The 16,833-nt window shown below is 66.0% G+C and carries 15 protein-coding genes; 10 read left to right on the top strand and 5 right to left on the bottom strand.

What is annotated here, in order from left to right:
- Positions 1 to 98 precede the first annotated feature (98 nt).
- From iscA to iscX, 5 genes are all read left to right on the top strand, one after another.
- Positions 99 to 422, top strand: coding sequence for an iron-sulfur cluster assembly protein IscA (gene iscA / locus CIC12_RS17945; protein WP_168665510.1), 324 nt, complete (start codon positions 99 to 101; stop codon positions 420 to 422).
- 185 nt (positions 423 to 607) lie between these two features.
- Positions 608 to 1,135, top strand: coding sequence for a Fe-S protein assembly co-chaperone HscB (gene hscB, locus CIC12_RS17940; RefSeq protein ID WP_168665508.1), 528 nt, complete (start codon positions 608 to 610; stop codon positions 1,133 to 1,135).
- A gap of 145 nt (positions 1,136 to 1,280) precedes the next feature.
- Positions 1,281 to 3,152: a Fe-S protein assembly chaperone HscA gene (hscA, locus tag CIC12_RS17935; RefSeq protein ID WP_168665506.1), complete on the top strand. Its 1,872-nt coding sequence runs from the start codon at positions 1,281 to 1,283 to the stop codon at positions 3,150 to 3,152.
- A gap of 141 nt (positions 3,153 to 3,293) precedes the next feature.
- Entirely contained in the window at positions 3,294 to 3,635 is a 342-nt protein-coding gene (gene fdx, locus CIC12_RS17930; protein ID WP_168665504.1) for an ISC system 2Fe-2S type ferredoxin, read from the top strand.
- Between the two features lie 15 nt (positions 3,636 to 3,650).
- Positions 3,651 to 3,848, top strand: a complete 198-nt coding sequence (gene iscX, locus CIC12_RS17925; protein WP_121317322.1) for a Fe-S cluster assembly protein IscX — start codon at positions 3,651 to 3,653, stop codon at positions 3,846 to 3,848.
- Positions 3,849 to 3,996: 148 nt separating this feature from the next.
- Here the strand turns inward: iscX and CIC12_RS17920 are convergent, their stop codons facing one another.
- From CIC12_RS17920 to CIC12_RS17900, 5 genes are all read right to left on the bottom strand, one after another.
- Positions 3,997 to 4,713, bottom strand: a complete 717-nt coding sequence (locus tag CIC12_RS17920; RefSeq protein ID WP_168665502.1) for a glycine zipper 2TM domain-containing protein — start codon at positions 4,711 to 4,713, stop codon at positions 3,997 to 3,999.
- A gap of 308 nt (positions 4,714 to 5,021) precedes the next feature.
- Complete coding sequence (gene lysS / locus CIC12_RS17915) at positions 5,022 to 6,578, bottom strand: lysine--tRNA ligase (protein ID WP_168665500.1); 1,557 nt, start codon at positions 6,576 to 6,578, stop codon at positions 5,022 to 5,024.
- 133 nt (positions 6,579 to 6,711) lie between these two features.
- Positions 6,712 to 7,816, bottom strand: a protein-coding gene (gene prfB / locus CIC12_RS17910) for a peptide chain release factor 2 (RefSeq protein WP_168665498.1) whose coding sequence is annotated in 2 segments (ribosomal slippage) — positions 6,712 to 7,734 and positions 7,736 to 7,816 — 1,104 coding nt in all. Because the reading frame shifts where the segments join, the coding sequence is not laid out codon by codon here.
- Between the two features lie 284 nt (positions 7,817 to 8,100).
- Positions 8,101 to 9,807 (bottom strand): single-stranded-DNA-specific exonuclease RecJ, encoded by a 1,707-nt coding sequence (gene recJ, locus CIC12_RS17905; RefSeq protein WP_168665496.1) that lies wholly within the window; start codon positions 9,805 to 9,807, stop codon positions 8,101 to 8,103.
- 28 nt (positions 9,808 to 9,835) lie between these two features.
- Positions 9,836 to 11,059, bottom strand: a complete 1,224-nt coding sequence (locus tag CIC12_RS17900; protein WP_168665494.1) for a regulator — start codon at positions 11,057 to 11,059, stop codon at positions 9,836 to 9,838.
- Between the two features lie 88 nt (positions 11,060 to 11,147).
- Here CIC12_RS17900 and CIC12_RS17895 point away from each other — a divergent pair, with 88 nt between their 5' ends.
- From CIC12_RS17895 to CIC12_RS17875, 5 genes are all read left to right on the top strand, one after another.
- Positions 11,148 to 11,453 carry a hypothetical protein gene (locus tag CIC12_RS17895; RefSeq protein ID WP_238812689.1) on the top strand — a complete coding sequence of 102 codons (306 nt, stop codon included), beginning with the start codon at positions 11,148 to 11,150 and terminating at the stop codon, positions 11,451 to 11,453.
- Between the two features lie 491 nt (positions 11,454 to 11,944).
- Entirely contained in the window at positions 11,945 to 13,198 is a 1,254-nt protein-coding gene (locus tag CIC12_RS17890) for a lipoprotein-releasing ABC transporter permease subunit (protein WP_168665490.1), read from the top strand.
- On the top strand, positions 13,191 to 13,934 hold the full coding sequence (gene lolD / locus CIC12_RS17885; protein ID WP_168665488.1) for a lipoprotein-releasing ABC transporter ATP-binding protein LolD: 744 nt from the start codon (positions 13,191 to 13,193) through the stop codon (positions 13,932 to 13,934). Before CIC12_RS17890 ends, lolD begins: the two co-directional genes overlap by 8 nt.
- A 57-nt stretch (positions 13,935 to 13,991) precedes the next feature.
- On the top strand, positions 13,992 to 14,780 hold the full coding sequence (locus CIC12_RS17880; RefSeq protein ID WP_168665486.1) for a TatD family hydrolase: 789 nt from the start codon (positions 13,992 to 13,994) through the stop codon (positions 14,778 to 14,780).
- Positions 14,781 to 14,891: 111 nt separating this feature from the next.
- The coding region (locus CIC12_RS17875) for a ComEC/Rec2 family competence protein (protein WP_168665484.1) at positions 14,892 to 16,833 on the top strand (1,942 nt) is incomplete at its 3' end.

Genomic DNA, 16,833 nt, shown 5'->3' with positions numbered 1-16,833 from the left:
CATGAGCGATATTTGATGCAGGCAGGGCTGCAGGGCGCAAGGCGTCACACGGGGGATCGACACCCGTACGGCGCGCGCACTGTGCAATGAGAAACGCTATGGCAATTACGTTGACCGAAAAGGCAGCACAGCACGTCCAGAAGTATCTGACCCGTCGCGGTAAAGGCGTCGGGCTGCGCGTCGGCGTGCGTACGACCGGTTGCTCCGGCTTGGCCTACAAGCTCGAGTATGTGGACGAACTCGCGCCCGAAGACCAGGTGTTCGACACCAACGGCGTAAAGATCATTGTGGACCCGAAGAGCCTCGCCTATATCGACGGCACGGAACTCGACTTCGCACGCGAAGGGTTGAACGAAGGCTTCAAGTTCAACAACCCGAACGTGAAGGACGAATGCGGTTGCGGCGAGTCGTTCCGCGTATAAATCGGAAGACTTCCGCGTGCAGCGGATCAAAGGCGGCGCGGGCCGCCTTTTTAATTTGATCCGCGCATCCGCGTTCGTCGCGCCTGGCTGGTTTGCCTTTCTTTCACGCCCGGCCACGCTTGTGCTTTCGAGCCACATTTTTAGACTGCACTCCGGTGCGCTTTCATCAACGGACTTTTAATCCGATGGCCTCGCTGAACGACAGCCACTTCGATCTGTTCGATCTGCCGGCGCAATTCGCGCTCGACGCGGCGACGCTCGATCACGCGTACCGCACGGTGCAGGCGCAAGTGCATCCGGACCGCTTCGCGGCAGCCGGCGACGCGCAAAAGCGCATCGCGATGCAATGGGCGACGCGCGCGAACGAGGCGTATCAGACGCTGCGCAATCCGCTAAAGCGTGCCACGTATCTGCTGTCGCTGCGCGGCATCGATGTCGGCGCCGAGAACAACACGGCGATGGATCCGGCCTTCCTGATGCAGCAGATGGAGTGGCGCGAAAGCATCGAAGACGCGGCCGCGGCGAAGAACGTCGACGCGCTCGACGCCTTGCTGACGGAACTGCGCGATGAAGAGCGCGTGCGCTTCGGCAAGCTCGGCGCGTCGCTCGACAGCGGCGCGAACCAGGCGGCGGGCGAAGCGGTGCGGCAGTTGATGTTCATCGAGCGGGTGGCGTCGGAAATCGGCGTGCAGATCGAGCGACTCGAGGATTAGCATCCGACGTGCCGTGGGCGAATTTCCATCGAACACGAACGCAGACGCAACCTGACACGAAGCAAAGCAGCAGCCAGCAGCCGTAGCATTACATCCAGCAACGCGAAAATTCAGGACGGGGCAAAGCGGCCCCGAGAAGATCCAGATGGCCTTACTGCAAATCTCCGAACCCGGCATGGCGCCGGCGCCTCATCAGCGGCGTCTGGCGGTCGGTATCGATCTCGGCACCACCAACTCCCTCGTCGCCGCGGTGCGCAGCGGCGTGCCCGATGTGCTGCCCGACGAGGACGGCCACGCGCTGCTGCCGTCGGTGGTGCGCTACCTGGAAAAGGGCGGCCGCCGGATCGGCCGCACGGCCAAGGCCGAAGCGGCGATTGATCCGCGCAACACGATCGTCTCGGTCAAGCGCTTCATGGGACGTGGCAAGGCGGAAGTGGAAGGCGCTGAAAATGCGCCGTACGATTTCATCGACGCCCCCGGCATGGTGCAGATCCGCACGGTCGACGGCGTGAAGAGCCCGGTCGAAGTGTCGGCCGAAATTCTTGCGACGCTGCGCCAGCGCGCTGAAGACTCGCTCGGCGACGAGCTGGTCGGCGCGGTCATCACGGTGCCGGCTTACTTCGACGAAGCCCAGCGCCAGGCCACCAAGGACGCCGCGCGCCTGGCCGGCCTGAACGTGCTGCGCCTGCTGAACGAGCCGACCGCGGCGGCGATCGCCTACGGGCTCGACAATGGCTCCGAGGGCCTGTACGCGGTGTACGACCTCGGCGGGGGCACCTTCGACCTGTCGATCCTCAAGCTCACCAAGGGCGTATTCGAAGTGCTCGCGGCGGGCGGCGACTCCGCGCTAGGCGGTGACGATTTCGACCATGCGCTGTATCGCCACGTGCTGGAGCAGTCGGGTATCGCGCCGCAGACGCTCGCACCGGAAGACGTGCGCCTGCTGCTAGACAGCGTGCGCACGGCCAAGGAGGCGTTGTCGGATGCGCCCGAGGCTACCCTTGCGGTGACGCTGTCGAACGGCACCAGGCTCGATCTGACGATCACTGAAGCCACTTTCGAGGCCATCACTCAGGCGCTCGTGCAGCGCACGCTCGGGCCCACGAAAAAAGCCCTGCGCGACGCCAGGGTCACGACCAAAGAAATCAAGGGCGTCGTGCTGGTCGGCGGCGCGACGCGCATGCCGGTGATCCGCCGCTCGGTCGAATCGTTCTTCGGCCAGCCGCCGCTCGTCAACCTCGACCCGGACCAGGTCGTCGCGCTTGGCGCGGCGATCCAGGCCGATCTGCTCGCGGGCAACCGCGGCGCGGACGGCGACGAGTGGCTGCTGCTAGATGTGATTCCGCTGTCGCTCGGCGTCGAGACCATGGGCGGGCTCACCGAAAAGATCATTCCGCGCAACTCGACGATTCCGGTCGCTCGCGCGCAGGATTTCACGACCTTCAAGGACGGCCAGACCGCGATGGCGATTCACGTCGTGCAAGGCGAGCGCGAACTCGTCAGCGACTGCCGTTCGCTCGCGCGTTTCGAACTGCGCGGCATTCCGCCGATGGCGGCCGGCGCGGCGCGCATTCGCGTGACCTATCAGGTCGACGCGGACGGTCTGCTGTCCGTGTTCGCGCGTGAGCAGGGCTCGGGCGTGGAGGCATCGGTGGTGGTCAAACCGTCGTATGGCCTCGCCGACGACGACGTCGCCCGCATGCTCGAAGACAGCTTCTCGACCGCCGAAGTCGACATGCGTGCGCGTGCTTTGCGCGAGGCGCAGGTCGAAGCGCGGCGTCTGGTGGAAGCGACCGACGCGGCGCTCGCCGCCGACGCCGAATTGCTCGACGACGAGGAGCGCGCCGCGCTCGACGCGTTACTCGACGCATTGCGCAAAGTCGCGCAAAGCGACGACGCCAGCGCAATCGAAGCCGCGACCAGAACGCTCGCCGAGGGCACCGACGAATTTGCTGCCCGCCGCATGAACAAGGGCATTCGCCGCGCACTCGCCGGCCGCAAGCTCGACGAGATCTGAGCGGCGCGGGCCGGCAGGCGCTGCGCCGGCCACCGACGTTCAAGCGCGCCGCGCGGACTTATTAAAAAGTCCGCGCGGCGCCAGTAAAATGGTGCGGAGCCCGTTGATGGCCGCCGCGCCTCAGACCCAAACGGAAAATGTATGCCTCAAATCGTTGTGCTGCCCCACGTCGAACTGTGCCCGGAAGGCGCGGTGATCGACGCCGTGCCCGGCAAGAGCATTTGCGACAATCTGCTCGAGAACGGCATTGAAATCGAGCACGCGTGCGAGAAGTCCTGCGCGTGCACGACCTGTCACGTGATCGTGCGTGAGGGTTTCGCCGCCTTGACGCCGTCCGAGGAAGACGAGGACGATCTGTTGGACAAGGCGTGGGGGCTCGAGCCGTCTTCGCGTCTGTCGTGCCAGGCGATGGTGCCGGCGGAGCAGGACCTGGTCGTCGAAATTCCGCGTTATTCGATCAATCACGCGAAGGAAAACCACTAACAGGAGGATGCAGCCATGAAGTGGACCGATACGCAAGACATCGCGATGGCCCTGACTGACAAGCACCAGGACATCGATCCGCAGCAGGTGCGCTTCACCGACTTGCACCGTTGGGTCACCGAGCTGGAAGGATTCGACGACGATCCTAACCGTTCGAGCGAAAAGATCCTCGAGGCGATTCAGGCTGCATGGATTGAAGACGCGGATTACTGAGCGCGACGTGACTGACTGGGCCGTGGCCGATGCGTGAAACGGTTCCGCTTCGGTTACCTCGCAGCAAAGAAAAAGGCGATTCCACTGGAATCGCCTTTTTTAACGTCCGCGGAAATGCCGGACTGCCTCCCTTGGCCTTTGCGTTGGCCTAGCCCGCGGCCAGCGTGCCGTTTTCGACCCGAACGCGCTGACCTTGCTGGAACGGCGGCGCTTCGTGATACGTGAAATAGCGCGTCTTGCCGTTTTCCATCCGCACCCGCACCGAATACGACGTCGAGCTACGGATGTGCTTTTCGACCGAGTTGCCAGCGAGGCCGCCGCCCAGCGCGCCGAGCAGCGTCATCGCGGTGCGGCCGCCGCCAGCACCGAACTGGTTGCCGACTACGCCACCGGCCACCGCGCCGCCGACCGCGCCGATGCCAGTGCCATGACCTTCCTGACGGACCGCCGAAATGGCAACGACCGTGCCGCATGTCGAGCAATAGGCGGGGGAGGGGGGAGGTTGTTGCGCGTAGTGCGGCGCAGGCTGAGGCTGTTGCTGCTGGGCATACTGTGGCTGCTGTGGCGGCGCAGGTTCCGGCGCCGGCTGTTGGGCCTGCTGCGGCGCGTGTTGCTGTTGCGCCAGCTGTTGTTGCGCCGGCCCATTAACCGGCGCCGCCGAATCGACGACGCCCGGTTGTGTCGTCACTTGCGCGGCCTGAGTCTGATCGGTTTGCGCGCCGCTGCTCGACGCCTTCGAGAACAGGCCCGTGACGGCCGCAGTCGCGGCGAGGCTCGCGATGATGACCGCCGCGGCCGCGCCCGCGACGAGCGGGTGGAGACGGCGTTGCTGCGTGGGCGGGGTATCGTTGGTGGACTTGTCCATATTGGCCTCCGTCTTTGGCAGAGTCGACTTTACTCAGACTGAATGTCCGGCAATTCGATCCCGCTAGCGTTTCAATTTGTAACCGGCTACGGTCGGGCCGCGCCGCCATCCACGGGCAAGCGGGCGGAGAGCCTTGGTCTTTGCAACGTCCGACATGGATGCCCGATGCAGCGACCGGACTGAGCTTCATGCCTTTTACCTATAGTTACAAACCGTCGAACACGCGCATGAAGGCCGGCCGAGCGTGCGCCGCAAGAAAAAGCCCGGCTTTCAGCCGGGCGTTTGCTTTGATGCGAACCGCGTGAAAATCAGTCTTCGCGACGCAGATGCGGGAACAGAATCACGTCGCGGATGCTCGGGCTGTCCGTCAGCATCATCACCAGACGATCGATCCCGATCCCGCAACCACCGGCCGGCGGCATGCCGTATTCGAGCGCGCGAATATAGTCCGCGTCGTAGAACATCGCTTCCTCGTCGCCGGCGTCCTTCTGGTCGACCTGCTTCTTGAAGCGGGCAGCCTGGTCTTCCGGATCGTTTAGTTCCGAGAAGCCGTTGGCGATCTCGCGGCCCGTGATGAACAGTTCGAAGCGCTCGGTGATGCCGCCGACCTTGTCCGACGCGCGCGCGAGCGGCGACACTTCGATCGGGTAGTCGATGATGTAGGTCGGTTCCCATAATTGCGACTCGGCGGTCTCTTCGAACAGCGCCAGTTGCAGCGAGCCCACGCCCGCGTTCAGGAACTGCGGCTGCGACGCGTCGACGCCGAACTTCTTCAGCTCGGTGCGCAGGAACGCACTGTCGGCGAGTTGCTCGTTCGTGTATTGCGGCGCGTACTTCTGGATCGCCTGGGTGATCGTCAGTCGATGGAACGGCTTGGCCAGATCGAGTTCGCGGCCCTGATAGGTGATGGTGGCCGTGCCCAGTGCGTCGATCGCGGCCTGGCGGATCAACTGCTCGGTGAAATCCATCAACCACTTGTAATCGGTGTATGCCGCGTAGAACTCGATCATCGTGAATTCCGGATTGTGGCGCACCGACACGCCTTCATTGCGGAAGTTACGATTGATCTCGAACACACGCTCGAAGCCGCCGACCACCAGACGCTTCAGATACAGCTCCGGCGCGATACGCAGGAACATCTGCATGTCGAGCGCGTTGTGATGCGTGGTGAACGGCTTGGCCGCCGCGCCGCCCGGAATGGGATGCAGCATCGGCGTTTCGACTTCCATGAAGTCGGCGTCGGCCATGAACTTGCGGATCGACGAGATCGCCCTGGTGCGCGCGACGAACGTCTTGCGCGTTTCCGGCGTGACGATCAGGTCGACGTAGCGCTGGCGATACTTCATTTCCTGGTCCGACAGACCGTGGAACTTGTCCGGCAGCGGACGCAGCGACTTCGACAGCAGACGCAGCTCGGTACACCGCACCGACAGCTCGCCCTTGTTGGTACGGAACAGCACGCCGCGCGCCGCGACGATGTCGCCCATGTCCCACTTCTTGAAGGCGTCGTACGTTTGCTGGCCGACGTCGGCCGGCGTGATGAAGAACTGGATCTGACCCGAGCCGTCGCGCACGGTCGCGAAGCTCGCCTTGCCCATCACGCGCTTGAGCATCATGCGCCCGGCGATCGCGACTTCGAGCGGATTCGCTTCGAGCGCTTCCTTGTCGGTATGCTCGAACTGCGCCTGCAGATCTTCGGCGTGGTGCGTGGGACGGAAATCGTTCGGATAAGCGACGCCTTGCTCACGCAGCTCGCGCAACTTTTCACGGCGCTCGGCGATGATCTTGTTGTCGTCCACCTCGGGCGCGACTGTCGGCTGGGCCGCATTGGGCTGCGCCGCATTAGGCTGGGTCGATTCGGTCATGATGATGTGTGTTCGGTGGCCCGCATCGGCATGCACCGGAGTGCGCCGGATGCGGGGGGCCAGTCAGTGTAAAAACCTCAGGCGGTAAAAAGATGCGGCGCGGCTCATTGCAAAGCCGCGCCGGTTGCGCGGGTTACACGCCCTGTTTCAGGCTTGCGCTGATGAACGGGTCGAGGTCGCCGTCGAGCACGCTCTTGGTATTGCTGATTTCGACGTTGGTGCGCAGATCCTTGATACGGCTGTTGTCCAGCACGTACGAGCGGATCTGATGCCCCCAGCCCACATCGGTCTTGCCGGCTTCGAGCTTGTCCTGCTCTTCCTGACGCTTGCGGATTTCCGCTTCGTATAGGCGCGACTTCAGCATGGCCATCGCTTCGGCGCGGTTGCGGTGCTGCGAACGGTCGTTCTGGCACTGCACGACGATGCCCGACGGCATGTGCGTGATACGCACCGCGGAGTCGGTCTTGTTGATGTGCTGACCGCCCGCGCCGGACGCGCGGTACGTGTCGATGCGCAGATCGGCCGGGTTGATGTCCACTTCGATCGAGTCGTCGATTTCCGGGTACACGAACACCGACGAGAACGACGTATGACGCCCGCCCGACGAGTCGAACGGCGACTTGCGCACGAGGCGGTGCACGCCGGTTTCGGTGCGCAGGAAGCCGTAGGCGTATTCGCCTTCGATCTTGATCGTCGCGTTCTTGATGCCCGCGACGTCGCCGTCGGTCTGCTCCAGCACTTCGGTCTTGAAGCCCTTGCGTTCGCAGTAGCGCAGGTACTGGCGCAGCAGCATCGACGCCCAGTCGCACGCTTCGGTGCCGCCGGCGCCGGCCTGGATGTCGAGAAACGCGTTGTTCGGGTCGGCCGGGTTCGCGAACATCCGGCGGAATTCCATGTCGGCGACGCGTTGTTCGATGCCTTGCGCGTCCGCTTCGCAGGCGAGGAGGGTTTCGTCGTCGGCTTCTTCACGCGCCATGTCGAACAGGTCCTGCGCGTCGCGCAGATCGTTATCGAGCGAGGTGAGCTTGCCGACGGTGTCGTCGAGCAGTTTCTTTTCCCGGCCGAGGGCCTGGGCGTGCTTCGAGTCGTTCCAGACGTCCGGGTCTTCGAGTTCCCGGTTGACTTCGATTAGACGCAGTGCTTTGTCGTCGTAGTCAAAGATACCCCCGTAGCGAGTCCGCGCGTGCGCGCAGATCCGCCAGAGAGGCTTCGATCGCGTTGAGACGTTCCGCTTCCATGTCGATCTTTTATAGCTTCGTAAAAAGGGGAAATTATAGCCGATCGACGCGCCGCGCCGGAGGCTCTCGAGCGATCCGGCGCGCGTTCGGGGTTGATTCTGCGGAGATTTTCGACGTTTTCGCGGCGGCGCCGGCGGGATGGCCGGGGGCGATGCGGGTCGGCGGTTCAGCCTGCTGCATCGGTTTGGCCGCGCCGGTTGGCCACAGCGACCGGCCACGTCACCTTGCCCGCTTTCGTGGCGTACCGCAGCGGCTTACGTCAGTTGCCCACTTCAACCGCCGCCTCAACTCGCCGCATGCTCGACGATCAGTTGCACGCGCGACACGCCGTTCCACGTGTCGCTCGCCAGCCGGTAGACGACGGTGGTCCGCGCGGGCAGCGTGTCGGTGTGGTTGAACCAGATCGCGTTAAAGCGTTGGCGCCCGCGTACGAGCTGCAGCTTCAGATGCTTGTCCTTCACCAGCGCCTGTGACGCGATGTCGAATTCGCCCGAAAACACCGGCGCCGGAAAGCCTTGGCCCCATACGGCCGCGTCGAGCATCTCGACGAATTGCGGCGTGAAGTACGCGTCTTCCAGCTCGCCGTCGGTTTCCACCGTGCGCGACAGCGCGTCCTCGGACAGCCACTCGCGGCCGACCGCCTCGAACGCGGCGGTGAAGCGCGGGACGTCCGCGGCGGCGAGCGTCAGGCCCGCGGCCATCGCATGACCGCCGAATTTGACGATCAGGTTCGGCTCGCGCTTCGAGATGAGGTCGAGCGCATCGCGTAGATGGAAACCGGGGATCGAGCGACCCGAACCTTTGACGGTTTGGCCGCTGTCGTCGGCGAGCGCGAAGGTGAACGAGGGCCGGTGGAATTTCTCCTTCAGCCGTCCGGCGACGATGCCGATCACACCCTGATGCCAGCCCGGATTGAACAGCGTGATGGTGGTCGCGCCGTCCGGGTCGATGGACGAGAGATCGTCGAGCGCCTGCTGCTGCATGCCGGCTTCGATCTCGCGGCGCTCGCGGTTCATCGTGTCGAGTTGCTGCGCGAGGTCCCATGCGCGGCCGATGTCGTCGGTAGTCAGGCATTCGATCCCGAGCGACATGTCCGACAGGCGTCCCGCCGCGTTCAGCCGCGGCCCGAGCGCGAAGCCGAGGTCGAAGCCCGATGCGCTGCGGGCGTCGCGCGCGGCGGCGCGAAAGAGCGCGGCAATGCCCGGCTGCATCTTGCCTTTGCGGATGCGCTGCAAGCCTTGCGCGACCAGCACGCGGTTATTGCCGTCGAGCTTGACCACGTCGGCGACCGTGCCGAGCGCGACCAGATCGAGCAGACCGTCGAGGCGCGGCTCGGGAAAGGCGTCGCCGAACGCGCCACGGCGGCGCAATTCCGCTCGCAACGCGAGCAGCACGTAGAACATCACGCCGACGCCCGCGATGCACTTGCTCGGGAACGTGCAGCCCGGCTGGTTCGGATTGACGATCGCGCGGGCGGCGGGCAGTTCGTCGCCGGGCAGGTGGTGATCGGTGACCAGCACGTCGATGCCGAGCGCGTTGGCCGCCTCGACACCGTCGACGCTGGCGATGCCGTTATCGACGGTTATCAGCAGCTCCGGTTTTCCCGACGCGCTGCGTGCGGCCAGTGCAACGATCTCGGGCGTGAGGCCGTAGCCGTACTCGAAGCGGTTCGGCACCAGATACTCGATCTGGCCGCCGAACATGCGCAGGCCGCGCACCGCGACCGCGCAGGCGGTGGCGCCGTCGCAGTCGTAGTCGGCGACCACCAGCATGCGGCGCCGGTGCTGGATCGCGTCGGCGAGCAGCACGGCCGCCTCTTCGCAACCCTTCAGCGCGACGGGCGGCACGAGCCGCGCGAGACCGGTTTCGATTTCATCGGGCAGGCACACGCCGCGTGCGGCGTACAGACGCGCGAGCACCGGGTGCAGACCGTGGCGGGTGAGGATGTCGGCGTCGACCGGGGAGCAGGTGCGCGTAACGATTCGAGTCATTCGGAGAGGCCGGGGAGCAGGCGGTAAATCATTCGATGAAGAGCGAGGCCAGCACGCGCCGCCGCCAGAATTTGCGCAGATCGCCGCGCGTGAGCGTGAGCGTCACCGAGCCCGTGTCGCCGCACAGGGTCAGGCCGAGTTCGGCGAGTTGCCCGGATTGCAGCGCCGCGAGCACGGGTTCGAACCAGTCGGTTTGCAAGGCCGCGAAGGCGTGGTTCCAGCGCGCCCAGTCCTGCTCGATGTAAGGCGCCGAGAATGGGTCGAGTTCGACCAGCGTGGCGCCGGTCGGGCTATCGGCGCTGCCGGTCCGGCCGTTGGCGGGGCCGTTTGTGTCGCCGTCTGTGTCGCCGCCCGGGTCACGGCTCATCGCCACGCCTGTCCCATTGGCCGTCGCTCGGGCCGGTGCACCCGTCACGCCGCCGGACAGCGCCGACAGTGCCGCAAACGACGCGGGCGGGGCGCCGGTCCCGACACCGGCGCTCATCGCGAGACCGCGTGTCGCCGCGGCATCGGAAAATACCCGCGCGAACGGGCTGTGCACCGGCCGCGCCGCACCCTGCGCGTGAAACCAGATCGAGTTGACGGCCGGCAGGCCCCGCGCCTCGCGCGCTTCGTTGACCGGGTGTTCGAACCACGCCATCTGCACTTCGTTCTGCAGCTTCATCCACGCGCGCGACCGCTCGCCGGAATGCGCTTCGTGCGGCAGCCAGATTTCGATGTTGCGGCCGCTCGCGCGCAACGGCGAGGCGCCCGCCAGCGTGCCGAAGCCGTCGCCGGACAGGTACCAGCGCGCGGGTTTCGGCGCCTCGATGCGCACGCCGAGCTCCTCGATCAGCGGCCGCGCGACGGCGAGCAGCGCGCCGGCTTCGTCGTCGGACAGGTCGAGCGAGGCGGGATCGATCAGCACCAGGTGATCGTGCGCGATGCGCACATGCACGGGCTGGACGCAGGCCCAGGTGGCGTCGCCGGGATCACCGCCGTCGGCGCGCAGCATATACGGGGCGAGCGGCGCTTCGTCGGCCGCTGCCGCGCCCGCCGGCAGGGCGCCGAACTGGCGGGCCACCCAGCGCTCGTGCGGCAGCGTGCGCTGAAAATCCTCGCCGACCACCCGTTCGACCAGCGTCGCGCGCGCGATCAGCCGGTCGAGCGCAGGGCTGTGGATGTCGTGAAGGGCGGTGGAGGCATCCGCTGCAGCGGGCAGCGCGAAGGGCAGCAGAAGATGGAGACGGTTGGCGAGCATGATGCTGCGCATTGTAGGGCAAAGAGTGCGAGTATTCCGACCATCAGCTTCCCGCTCGACGCATCGCGGCGGCGCCCTGCCTGGCGGTAGGGCGGGTGCCATGCGGTCGTCGCAGAGAGCCGCGCGCGGCGGCACCGCGCACATGACGATGGAGACCGGCATGCCGCGTGAACTGAAAACCGAGCAGGAACTGTTAGAACTGGTGGTTAAAGCGCTCGATGCCGACCCGGTCACGGCCGGCTGGATTCCGACCGGCTTCCACGAGACCGTCGAGGACGAGGACGGCTGCAATTGGGACATCAGCCATCTGCATCGCGACCGTAAGGACGCTGATGTGCGCGAGGTGGCGAGCACTGCCGCGGCGGGAATCATTAATGAGCTGCGCGGGCGTTATAACTTGCGATAGCGCAGGTGGGCGTCAGACGCCCGGCACCGGCGAGGGTGAACGGCAAACGGCGGGGCGCGCGAAGGGCAAAGGACGCGTCACGGAAACCCCACCGACCCATAAACACCGTCACGCCAAACCTGGCGTCATCCGCTGAACCGGGCTTTTTCCGTCACCGGAGCGGGCCTCGCCGGACGCCGCCGCCTCCACAGCGCGAGCCCGTTCCCTATGGCCTTTGCGCGAGCGGGCGACATTGTATGGCAAACTTCGCGCTTGATCGGCGGTGGCATCAGCAGATGCGGCGGTGACGGCAGCGGCGGCGCAGCCCATCCACCGCGCAGCGGAACGCCGGGGCGCGCGTTTTGCTACTCAGCGACGCAGCGACGCCGGAACCATCGGCGCTGCCGCGACACCAACGATCACACGCTCGGGCCGCGCGGCGGGCGCTCCACGCCTCTCAAGCGCAGCGCAAGGCAGAACAACGCAGCCGAAGAACGCAGACAAGGATTCGCTTGAAATTTCCCTACGAATGGCAGATTGGCTGGCGCTACACGCGCGCCGGCAAACGCACGACCGGCAACGGCTTCATCTCGTTCATCGCGCTGGTGTCGATGTCCGGCATCGCACTTGGTGTCGCGGCGCTGATCGTCGTGCTGTCGGTGATGAACGGGTTCCAGAAAGAGGTGCGCGACCGGATGCTGTCGGTGCTCGCGCACGTCGAAATCTTTTCGCCAACCGGGTCGATGCCCAACTGGCAATTGACCGCCCAGGAAGCGCGCCAGAACAAGGAAGTGATCGGTGCGGCGCCCTATGTCGAAGCGCAGGCGCTGCTCACGCGCCAGGATGCCGTGAGCGGCGTCGCGCTGCGCGGCGTCGAGCCGACGCTCGAGCCTCAAGTGTCCGACATCGGTAAGGAAATGAAAGGCGGCAAGCTGACCGATCTCGTGCCGGGCGACTTCGGCATCGTGCTCGGTGCGGACCTCGCCACCAATCTCGGCGTGCAGCTCAACGACAAGATCACCCTGGTCGCGCCCGAAGGCACGATCACGCCGGCCGGCATGCTGCCGCGCCTGAAACAGTTCACCGTGGTGGGCATCTTCGAGTCGGGGCATTACGAGTACGACAGCACGCTCGCGCTGATCAACATCAAGGACGCGCAGGCGCTGTTCCGCCTACCCGCGCCGACCGGCGTGCGGCTGCGGCTGACCGACATGCAGCGCGCGCCGGAGGTCGCGCATCAGCTTGCGCGCAGTCTGTCGGGTGATCTGTACATCCGCGACTGGACGCAGCAGAACAAGACCTGGTTCTCGGCGGTGCAGATCGAAAAACGCATGATGTTCATCATCCTCACGTTGATCATCGCGGTGGCGGCATTCAATCTCGTTTCGTCGCTGGTGATGACCGTGACCAACAAGCAGGCCGACATCGCGATCTTGCGCACGCTCGGCGCGCAGCCCGGCTCGATCATGAAGATCTTCGTCGTGCAGGGCGTGACGATCGGCTTCATCGGCACCGCGACGGGCGTCGCGCTCGGCTGCCTGATCGCGTGGAGCATTCCATGGCTCGTGCCGATGATCGAACACATGCTCGGCGTGCAGTTTCTGCCGCCGTCGGTGTACTTCATCAGCGAGTTGCCCTCCGAGCTGATTCCGGCCGACGTCGCGCGCATCGGCATCATCGCGTTCCTGATGTCGGCGGTGGCGACGCTTTATCCGAGCTGGCGCGGTGCGAAAGTCCGTCCCGCGGAGGCGCTGCGCTATGAATGACCGTTCCGCTAATCTCTCCATGGCCACTCAGGACACAGCGCCGTATCCGTACGTGCTCGAAGCAACCGGCATTTCCAAATCGTTCGTGCAGGGCGGCCTGAATGTGCAGGTGCTCAACAACACGCAACTGAGCGTGCGCCGCGGGGAGAAGCTGGCCATCGTCGGCGCGTCGGGCTCCGGCAAGAGCACGCTGCTGCACGTGCTCGGCGGTCTCGACGACCCGAGCGCCGGCCACGTCTCGGTGATGGGCAAGCCGTTCACGCAGCTCTCCGAGCGCGAACGTAACGACTTGCGCAATCGCGCGCTCGGTTTCGTCTATCAGTTTCACCATTTGCTGCCGGAGTTCTCCGCACTCGACAACGTCGCGATGCCGCTGCGAATTCGCCGCATGACGACCGACGCCGCGCGCCGCGAAGCGCTGCAGGTGCTGGAGCGGGTCGGCATGGGACATCGCGCGAAGCATCGCCCGGGCGAGCTGTCGGGTGGCGAGCGCCAGCGCGTGGCGATCGCGCGGGCGCTGGTGACCAAACCGGCCTGCGTGCTGGCCGACGAGCCGACCGGCAACCTCGACGGGGGCACCGCGGACACGGTGTTCAACCTGATGCTCGAACTGTCGCAAACGCTCGAGACGAGTTTCGTGATCGTCACGCACGATCCGGAGCTGGCCGGACGTTGCGACCGCATCATGCGGCTGCGCGACGGCGTGCTGCACGAAGAGCCGCCGGTGCCGGTCTGAGGGCCGCGCGCTTGCCGCTTGCCGCAAGCGCGTGCCACCAGTTTCACGAGGTACGTCATGTGGATCGATACACACTGTCATCTCGACGCTTCTGAATTCGACGCCGACCGCGACGCGGTCGCGGCGTCGGCGCGCAATGCGGGCGTGGCGCGCATCGTGATTCCGGCAATCGGCCGGCAGAATTTCGCGATGGTGCGCGAACTCGCGCACCGGATCGACGGCGGCGCGTACGCGCTCGGCATTCATCCGCTGTTCACGCCCGGCGCCGACGAGCGCGACCTCGATCTGCTGCGTATGGAGATCGAGGCGAGTCTCGACGATCCTCTATTCGTCGGGATCGGCGAGATCGGGCTCGACTATTTCGTCGACGGCCTCGACGATGCGCGCCAGCAACTTTTCTACAACGGTCAACTGCAACTCGCGCGCGAGTTCGACCTGCCGGTGATTTGCCACGTGCGCAAATCGCAGGATCAGGTCATCAAGGGGTTGCGGCGGCATCAGATCCATCGCGGCATCGCGCACGCCTTTAACGGCAGTTTCCAGCAGGCTCAGGCCTATATCGACCAGGGCATGCACCTCGGCTTCGGCGGCAATCTGACCTTCGAGCGAGCGCGGCAAATCCGCCGGCTCGCCGAGCAGTTGCCCCTCGACGCGCTGGTCGTCGAAACCGACGCGCCGGACATCGCGCCTGCGTGGATGTACAAGCAGCGCAACTCACCGGAGCAGATTCCGGGCATCGGCGCGGGACTCGCCGAACTGCGCGGCTTGAGCGCCGACGCAACCGCCCTAGGCACAACGGCCAACGCGCTCGCCGCGCTGCCGCGCCTCGCACTTTCCTCTGCATAATCGATCTCGTTGGTCTGAGTGTTTCGCGCCGGGCGAAACCCACGCCGGGCGGGCTTGCTGACGTCTGCTCGCCGCGCGTGATGTCGTCCGGCGCAGCCGGACGGAGGGCGAATGCGGGCAGGATGGTGCGGGTTTGCGTTGGGCGTGATCTGGCTGCAGCGGCAGGCGGCGTTGGCGGATTGGCGGGGCTGGTGCGGGTTGGTTGTGCTTGGAGTAATGGCGTGTGTCGTGGCGGTTTGGGGGTTGCGGGAGGCGAGCTCGGGTCCCATTTCGGCTCTGGGCCAGCCGCAGGCTCTGCGCTCAACTTCACACTGGCGCCACATCCGGTTCAACCGGCGTCTGCGATCGTTCGCTGGCTGGGGCGCCGTATGGTGCGCGGCAATCAGCATCGGCTTCGGTTATGCCGCTTTGCGCGCCGAAATACGGCTTGCGACGAGCTTGCCGCTCGCGTGGGAAGGCCGGGATATCGACATCGTCGGCAGTATCAGGGGCCTGCCGTCACGCGACGGGAAAGGCGCGCATTTTCTCTTCGAAGTCGAAGCCGCCGAGGCGCCGATCGCCGCGTTCCCGCGCGTGATTCAACTCTCCTGGATTGCCGATGATGCCCCGGCGCCGCCTCTTGCGCCGGGCGAGCGCTGGCGTCTGAGCGTGCGGCTCAAGCGGCCGCATGGCAACGCGAACTTCGGCGTGCGCGATGCAGAAGCGAACCTGCTCGCGCGCAACGTGCGGGCAACCGGCTATGTCAGCGCGCCGGCTCACGCGATCCGTTTGCCGGGCGAGGCGCGCGGCCCGCGCGTGCTCGTGGACCGCTGGCGCGCGGCGTTGCGCTCGCGCATCGATGCGGTGCTCGGCGACGCGCCGCATCGCGGGATCGTCGTGGCGCTGGCGATCGGCGCACAGGACGAGGTCAGCGCCGCCGACTGGCTGGTGATGCGCCGCACCGGCACGAGTCATCTCGTGGCGATATCGGGCTTGCACATCGGCCTCGTCGCGGGGCTGGCCGGCTGGCTCGTGGGCGCGGTGTGGCGGCGCTCCGCATGGATCGGCCGGGACTGGCCGCTGCGGCTGCCGGCGCAAGTCGTCGCAGCGGTCGGCGGCGCGGGTTTTGCCGCGCTGCATGCGGCGCTGGCCGGCTTCAACGTGCCGGCGCAGCGCGCGCTATGGATGGCGGGTGTCGTCGCCCTGGCGTTCGTCAGTGGGCGCAATCTCGCGCGCTCGGTGGTGCTGGCGTGGGCGCTGGGATTCGTACTGCTGATCGATCCGTGGGCGGTCGTGTCGGCGGGCTTCTGGCTGTCGTTCTGCGCAGTGGCCGCGATTCTGTTCGCGATGTCGGGACGCCCGCGCGTGAGGGTTCGGCAGCGCAATCGCGACGGCGATAGCGAGGGCGAGGGCGAGGATGGCGGGGCTGGCGAAGCAGGTGAGGCTGCTGGGGTCATAGTGGGCCACGAGACCGCCGGCAAATTGGCGTCCTTGCGCGCCGCGCTGAAGCGCCGCCTGCACGCATTCGCCGAGCGCCTTCTCAGCGCCGCGCACGTACAGATCGCGGTGACGCTCGCGCTCGCGCCGCTCACGGTCTACTGGTTCGCACAGATTCCGCTGATCGGTCCGCTCGCGAATGCGTTTGCGATCCCTTGGGTGAGTCTGCTGATCACGCCGGCGGTGCTGGCCGGCGTCGCATTGCCCGCGCCGCTCGATGCCTGGGCATTCCACGCCGCCCATGCGCTGCTCGATCTGCTCGCCGCGGGTTTGCTGATGCTGTCCGGTCCGGCCTGGACGCTCTGGTGGCTGCCGCAACCGGGCGCATGGGCGTTGGCCGCGGCGGCGCTCGGCGTGTTCTGGCTTCTGGCGCCACGCGGCTGGCCGCTGCGCTGGGCCGCCCCCCTCACGTGGTTGCCGTTGCTGATGCCGGCGCCGCCCGGGCCGCCGCCCGGCGGTTTCCGGCTGACGGCGCTCGACGTCGGGCAGGGCACGTCGGTGCTGATCGAAACAGCGCATCACGCGTTGCTGTTCGATACCGGGCCGGGGCCGGAATCGACCCACGCCGGCGAGCGGG

The organism is Paraburkholderia sp. SG-MS1 (assembly GCF_012275575.1).
Taxonomy (GTDB): Bacteria; Pseudomonadota; Gammaproteobacteria; order Burkholderiales; family Burkholderiaceae; genus Paraburkholderia.
Note: the sequence above shows the minus strand (reverse complement) of the source record. Positions and strands in the feature narration are given on the sequence as shown.